The 5,619-nt window shown below is 54.4% G+C and carries 5 protein-coding genes and 1 pseudogene; 1 reads left to right on the forward strand and 5 read right to left on the reverse strand.

Annotated features, from left to right (window positions below):
- Positions 1 to 131: 131 nt before the first annotated feature.
- The 4 genes from glnA to hflX form a co-directional block, all read right to left on the reverse strand.
- Positions 132 to 1,466 carry a type I glutamate--ammonia ligase gene (gene glnA, locus ETC02_RS15985; protein WP_050368549.1) on the reverse strand — a complete coding sequence of 445 codons (1,335 nt, stop codon included), beginning with the start codon at positions 1,464 to 1,466 and terminating at the stop codon, positions 132 to 134.
- 41 nt (positions 1,467 to 1,507) lie between these two features.
- Positions 1,508 to 1,909, reverse strand: a complete 402-nt coding sequence (locus ETC02_RS15990; RefSeq protein WP_050368548.1) for a MerR family transcriptional regulator — start codon at positions 1,907 to 1,909, stop codon at positions 1,508 to 1,510.
- A 76-nt stretch (positions 1,910 to 1,985) separates the two neighbouring features.
- On the reverse strand, positions 1,986 to 3,257 hold the full coding sequence (locus ETC02_RS15995; protein WP_050368547.1) for a methionine gamma-lyase family protein: 1,272 nt from the start codon (positions 3,255 to 3,257) through the stop codon (positions 1,986 to 1,988).
- Positions 3,258 to 3,270: 13 nt separating this feature from the next.
- On the reverse strand, positions 3,271 to 4,518 hold the full coding sequence (hflX, locus tag ETC02_RS16000; protein WP_063211496.1) for a GTPase HflX: 1,248 nt from the start codon (positions 4,516 to 4,518) through the stop codon (positions 3,271 to 3,273).
- Positions 4,519 to 4,677: 159 nt separating this feature from the next.
- On the opposite strand from hflX, the gene ETC02_RS16005 reads away from it, so the two are divergent.
- Complete coding sequence (locus ETC02_RS16005; protein WP_033017292.1) at positions 4,678 to 5,295, forward strand: trimeric intracellular cation channel family protein; 618 nt, start codon at positions 4,678 to 4,680, stop codon at positions 5,293 to 5,295.
- A 145-nt stretch (positions 5,296 to 5,440) separates the two neighbouring features.
- On the opposite strand, the pseudogene ETC02_RS16010 reads toward ETC02_RS16005, so the two are convergent.
- Positions 5,441 to 5,619, reverse strand: a pseudogene (locus tag ETC02_RS16010) (IS701 family transposase); the annotation flags it as partial.

Below are 5,619 nucleotides of genomic sequence, written 5' to 3' on the forward strand. Positions count from 1 at the left end.
GAGGATTTATCTCGTTTTCAAACATGAAAGTGGTGCAGGGAATCATCAAAAAAAGGGATGTATGGATCATATATCCATAGAACTAACACCAAAATCAAAGTTGATTTCCAACCATCACGGATTCAGGTGAATCAGTAGAGTTCCATATATTGGTCCAATTCCCATTGATGAACCGTTGTCCGATACATATCCCACTCAATTTCTTTCGCTTCGACGAAATGCTCGAATAAATGTTTGCCGAGCGCGTGAATCATCACTTCATCGGACTTCAAGTTTTCCAACGCTTCATAGAGCGTTGCCGGCAAATCGACAATGCCTTCTTCGAGCCGTTCTTCTTTCGTCATGACGTAAATGTTTCGATCCACTGGCGCCGGAGGAGTGAGCTTGTTGCGAATGCCGTCAAGCCCAGCGGCTAAAAGCACCGCCATGGCCAAGTATGGGTTGGCCGACGGGTCAACGCTGCGCACCTCAATGCGCGTGCTCATGCCGCGCGAAGCGGGAATGCGGATGAGCGGGCTGCGGTTGCGCGCCGACCAAGCGACGTAGCACGGCGCTTCATAGCCTGGAACAAGCCGCTTATACGAGTTGACGGTCGGGTTCGTCACCGCCGTAAAGTTCGGCGCATGCTTCAGCACACCGGCGATAAACTGCCGCGCCGTATCGCTCAACTGCAAGTCGCCGTTCGGATCGAAAAAGGCGTTTTCACCGTTGCGGAACAGCGACAGGTTGCAATGCATTCCTGAACCGTTAATCCCAAAAATCGGCTTCGGCATAAAGGTCGCATGCAATCCGTGTTTGCGGGCGATCGTTTTGACGACGAGCTTAAACGTTTGAATGTCGTCGCACGCTTTTACGGCATCAGCGTATTTAAAATCGATCTCATGCTGGCCCGGGGCGACTTCATGATGGGACGCTTCGATTTCAAACCCCATTTCCTCAAGCTCGAGCACAATGTCGCGCCGGCAGTTTTCCCCAAGATCGGTCGGCGCCAAATCGAAATAGCCGCCGCGATCGTTCAGCTCCATCGTCGGGTGTCCTTTTTCGTCCAGCTTGAAAAGGAAGAATTCCGGCTCAGCTCCTAAGTTAAAGGCGTTGAAGCCAAGCGCCTCCATCTCTTTCAGCACCCGCTTCAAGTTATAGCGCGGACAGCCTTCAAACGGCGTGCCGTCCGGGTTGTAAATGTCGCAGATAAAGCGGGCGACTTTTCCTTTTTCTGAAGTCCACGGGAAAATGACGAACGTATCCAAGTCCGGATACAAATACATATCTGACTCTTCGATGCGGACAAATCCTTCGATCGACGACCCGTCAAACATAATTTTGTTGTTAAGCGCTTTCCCCAGCTGGCTGATCGGAATTTCGACGTTTTTGATCGTGCCCAAAATATCGGTGAATTGCAGGCGGATGTACTTGACATTTTCCTCTTTGACGATGTGTAGAATGTCGTCACGCGTATATTTTGCCATGTCCAAACTCCTCCCCCGGCTCCGAAATTATTTCTCAATCCTTAGTGAAAGAAGCGAGCGAGATCTCCTTGGCGAAGCGATGCGCGCTGGAACCGCCCGGCCTGCAGCAATTCATTCCGCAAAATTTCGCGCAGTTCTTCGTCCGACAGCTTCGGTTTTCCTACTTTTTCGACTTTCTCCGCCTGCTGGTGGCGTCCTTCCTCCCGCGCGGCAAAAAGTTGCTTAATGCCCGCCAAGTTGACGCCTTGGTCGATCAAATCTTTAATTTCCAGCAAGCGGTCAATGTCATTGAGCGAAAACAGCCTCCGGTTGCCTTCCGTGCGCGCTGGCGAAACGAGGCCGTGCTCTTCATAATAGCGGATTTGCCGAGCCGACAAGTCGGTCAGCTGCATCACAATCCCAATCGGAAACAATGGCATGGAACGACGAATATGACTGCTCATGCCAATTCCTCCTCGCTTTTGATACCTTCATTTTACCATAATGTCAAGAAAACAGTCAATGATGCGTCATATTTTCTCACAAACAAATGAGCTGTTGCTCAAGCAGACGGTGGACGGCTGAACAAATGGCGATTTTGACGTGTGAATACGTCAGCCCGCCTTGCACGTAGGCGACATATGGGGGCCGCAGCGGCCCGTCTGCCGTCAGCTCGATGCTCGCGCCCTGCACGAACGTGCCGGCGGCCATGATCACTTTGTCTTCATAGCCGGGCATGTCGCTCGGATACGGAGTGAAATGAGCGTTGACCGGGGAGGAAGCCTGAATCGCTTGGCAAAACGCCACCATTTGTTCCGGATCGTCAAAACGGACGGACTGAACCAAATCCGTGCGCTTCGCCTTCCACGATGGCGAGGTTTTTAGTCCGATCCGCTCGAGCATCGCCGCCGTAAAAACCGCCCCCTTGAGCGCCTGACCCACGGTGTGCGGCGCAAGGAAAAAACCTTGATACATATCCGGCAAGCTGTAAAGCGACGGACCGACTTCCGCTCCAATGCCCGGCGAGGTCATCCGATAGGCGCACGCCTCCACATATTCCCGCTTGCCGACAATGTAGCCGCCCGTTTTCGCCAAGCCCCCTCCCGGGTTTTTAATGAGCGAGCCGGCCATCAAATCGGCGCCGACATGGCATGGCTCTTTCTCCTCGACGAATTCTCCGTAGCAATTGTCGACAAACACGACGACATCCGGTTTGATCGACTTGACGAATGCAATCATGTCGCCGATCTCTTCGACAGTAAACGACGGCCGGTCCGCATAGCCGCGCGAACGTTGAATGCCGATCATTTTCGTCCGCTCATGGATCGCTTCGCGAACGGCCGGAAAATCGACCATCCCTTCCGCTGTGAGCGGCACACTGCGATAACGAATGCCAAACTCTTTCAGCGAGCCGACGCCGCGGCCGCGGACGCCGACGATTTCCTCAAGCGTATCGTACGGAGCGCCCGTGATGTAAAGCAATTCATCGCCCGGGCGCAACACGCCAAACAGCGCGATCGCAATCGCGTGCGTGCCGGAGATGATTTGCGGGCGCACAAGCCCCGCTTCCGCCCCGAATACGTCGGCGTAAATGCGGTCAAGCGTATCGCGGCCCGCATCGTCATACCCATAACCGGTTGACGGAATGAAGTGGGCGTCGCTCACTTGATGGCGACGGAAGCTCTCAAGCACGCGGTATTGGTTGACGTCGACCAGTTCATCGATGCGGCGGTGAATCGGCGCGATTTGTGCTTCGATTTCCTCGATGAGAAGAGCGATGGTTTCTCCGTGTCTCCATTGTGTCCAAAACATAGATGAACCCTTTCTACCGTTGGAATGATTGCAGCTCCCCATACAAGGGGTGCGCTGGCAGCACATACCCTTGACAGTCGTACGTGCCCCCCTGTTCATTATAATGCCATTCGTGCAAAATGGTGTCCGATTTTAGCTGGGCGAGCAGTTTTCCTTCCCCGCTCGGGATCGATACGTCATAATGAACCATCTGCTGTTTCACCGCTTCTTCAAGAAAATAACGAAGCCGGTCAATGTCAGCCGCGGAAAGCGCGCTGATCATGATGGAAGCAGTCGTTGTCGGAATGAATTCCGACGCTTTTTGATCGCTTTTATTGTACACCGTGGCCATCGGAATGGAAGAAGCCCCTAATTCAGTGAGCAGCCGCAACACCGTTCGCTCGTGCGCAACGTAATCCGGATGAGACGAATCGACGACGTGAAGCAACAAATCGGCTTCTGTCACTTCCTCGAGCGTCGAGCGGAATGCGGCGATAAGCGTCGTCGGCAAGTCTTGAATGAACCCGACCGTATCGGTGACAAGCACCGTATAGCCGCATGGCAAGACGCATTTGCGCGTCAGCGGATCAAGCGTGGCAAACAACAAGTTTTCCTCGAACGAATCGGCGGCGGTCAGCCGGTTGAAAATCGTCGACTTGCCGGCGTTCGTATAGCCGACGAGCGCCACTTGAAACGCTTGGTTTTTTTGCCGGCGCTCGCGGTAGCGCCCACGGTGCTTGGCGACGCGCCGCAGTTCCGCCTTAATGTCATCAATGCGGCGGCGAATATGGCGGCGGTCGGTCTCAAGCTTCGTCTCCCCCGGCCCGCGCGTGCCGATGCCGCCGCCCAAGCGAGACAGCGCCTCCCCTTGGCCGCTAAGGCGCGGCAGCATATATTCGAGCTGGGCGAGCTCGACTTGCAGCTTTCCTTCTTTTGAGCGGGCGCGCTGGGCAAAAATGTCTAAAATCAGCTGCGTCCGGTCAAGGACTTTCACCTCGCCAAGCAGGTTTGTCAAATTGCGCGCCTGGCTTGGGGAAAGCTCGCTGTTGAAAACGACAAGATCCGGTTCGAGCTCCTTGACAAGGGCGGCGAGCTCTTCCGTTTTTCCTTTGCCGATATACGTCGCCGGGTGCGGCGCTTCGCGTTTTTGCGCCAGTTCGGCAACCACTTCGCCGTTTGCCGTCGCCACGAGCGACGCGAGCTCTTCCATCGAATAGCGGAACCGTCCGTCGTCTACACCAGCCAGCTGACAGCCGACAAGGATCGCTTGTTCACGGGTCATGGCATCCCCCTTCCTTTCCTCGCGGCGAACATGTTCTCTACGTTCATGATACCAAATCCCATCATCGGTCTGCTAGTTCGTTCCAAAAAAATGATTGATTTTCCGCCGCTTTTGCCTCTACAATGATACAAGAACAACGCACGGAAAGGAACAGCAAGAATGACGTGGGAAGTATTGAGCATCATCGGCACGATCGCCTTTGCCATTAGCGGGGCGATCGTCGCGATGGAAGAGGAGTACGATTTGCTTGGGGTGTACATTTTAGGGATTGTCACCGCTTTTGGCGGCGGGGCGGTGCGCAATTTGCTGATCGGGGTTCCCGTGTCGGCGTTATGGGAACAAGAGCCGCTCTTTCTTGTCGCTTTGGCGGCCATGACAGTTGTGTATTTGTTCCCAAAGCAAATGCTGCCGCCGTGGAAGCGGTGGGGCAACTTTTTTGACGCCCTCGGGCTGTCCGCGTTCGCCATTCAAGGAGCGCTGTATGCCGTCAACATGGGTCATCCGTTAAGCGCGGTCATCGTCGCCGCGGTGTTGACCGGAAGCGGCGGCGGCATCATCCGCGATGTGCTCGCCGGACGGAAGCCGCTCGTGCTGCATGCGGAGATTTACGCCGCCTGGGCGATTTTGGCCGGCCTTGCCGTCGGGTTGAAATGGACGGATTCGCCCGTAGAGCTGTATATGCTGTTTATCGCCGTCGCCGCTTTGCGCATTTTGTCCTACACATACGGTTGGAAGCTGCCGCGCCGGGCGGTTGGGGAAACAGCGGGCGAGCCATGATAAAACGGCAAAATTGATTCGTACGAAAAGAGAGACGGCTCCTCGCTTTGATAATAGATGCAATTCAAAGCTTTACCATTTTTCTGTAGATGAGCATTTTTTATTACAATAATTTCCATGGTTAGAGAGACAAACAGGGTACCCCTTACGCGATACGGAGCTGTTTTTTGATCACATCAATGGGAATATCTTGCTTTGCAGCGTCATAAATGAACTCGACGACGCTGTGGTCTTTCCGCGACCGAAGAAGCTCCAGCCCGGTGGAGAGGTTTTGGCGGGATTCGGCGATGCTGTACACGCAGGCCAACAGCACCACCGCCCAAT

It is taken from the genome of Geobacillus sp. DSP4a, assembly GCF_013096875.1.
GTDB classification, from domain to species: Bacteria; Bacillota; Bacilli; order Bacillales; family Anoxybacillaceae; genus Geobacillus; species Geobacillus thermophilus.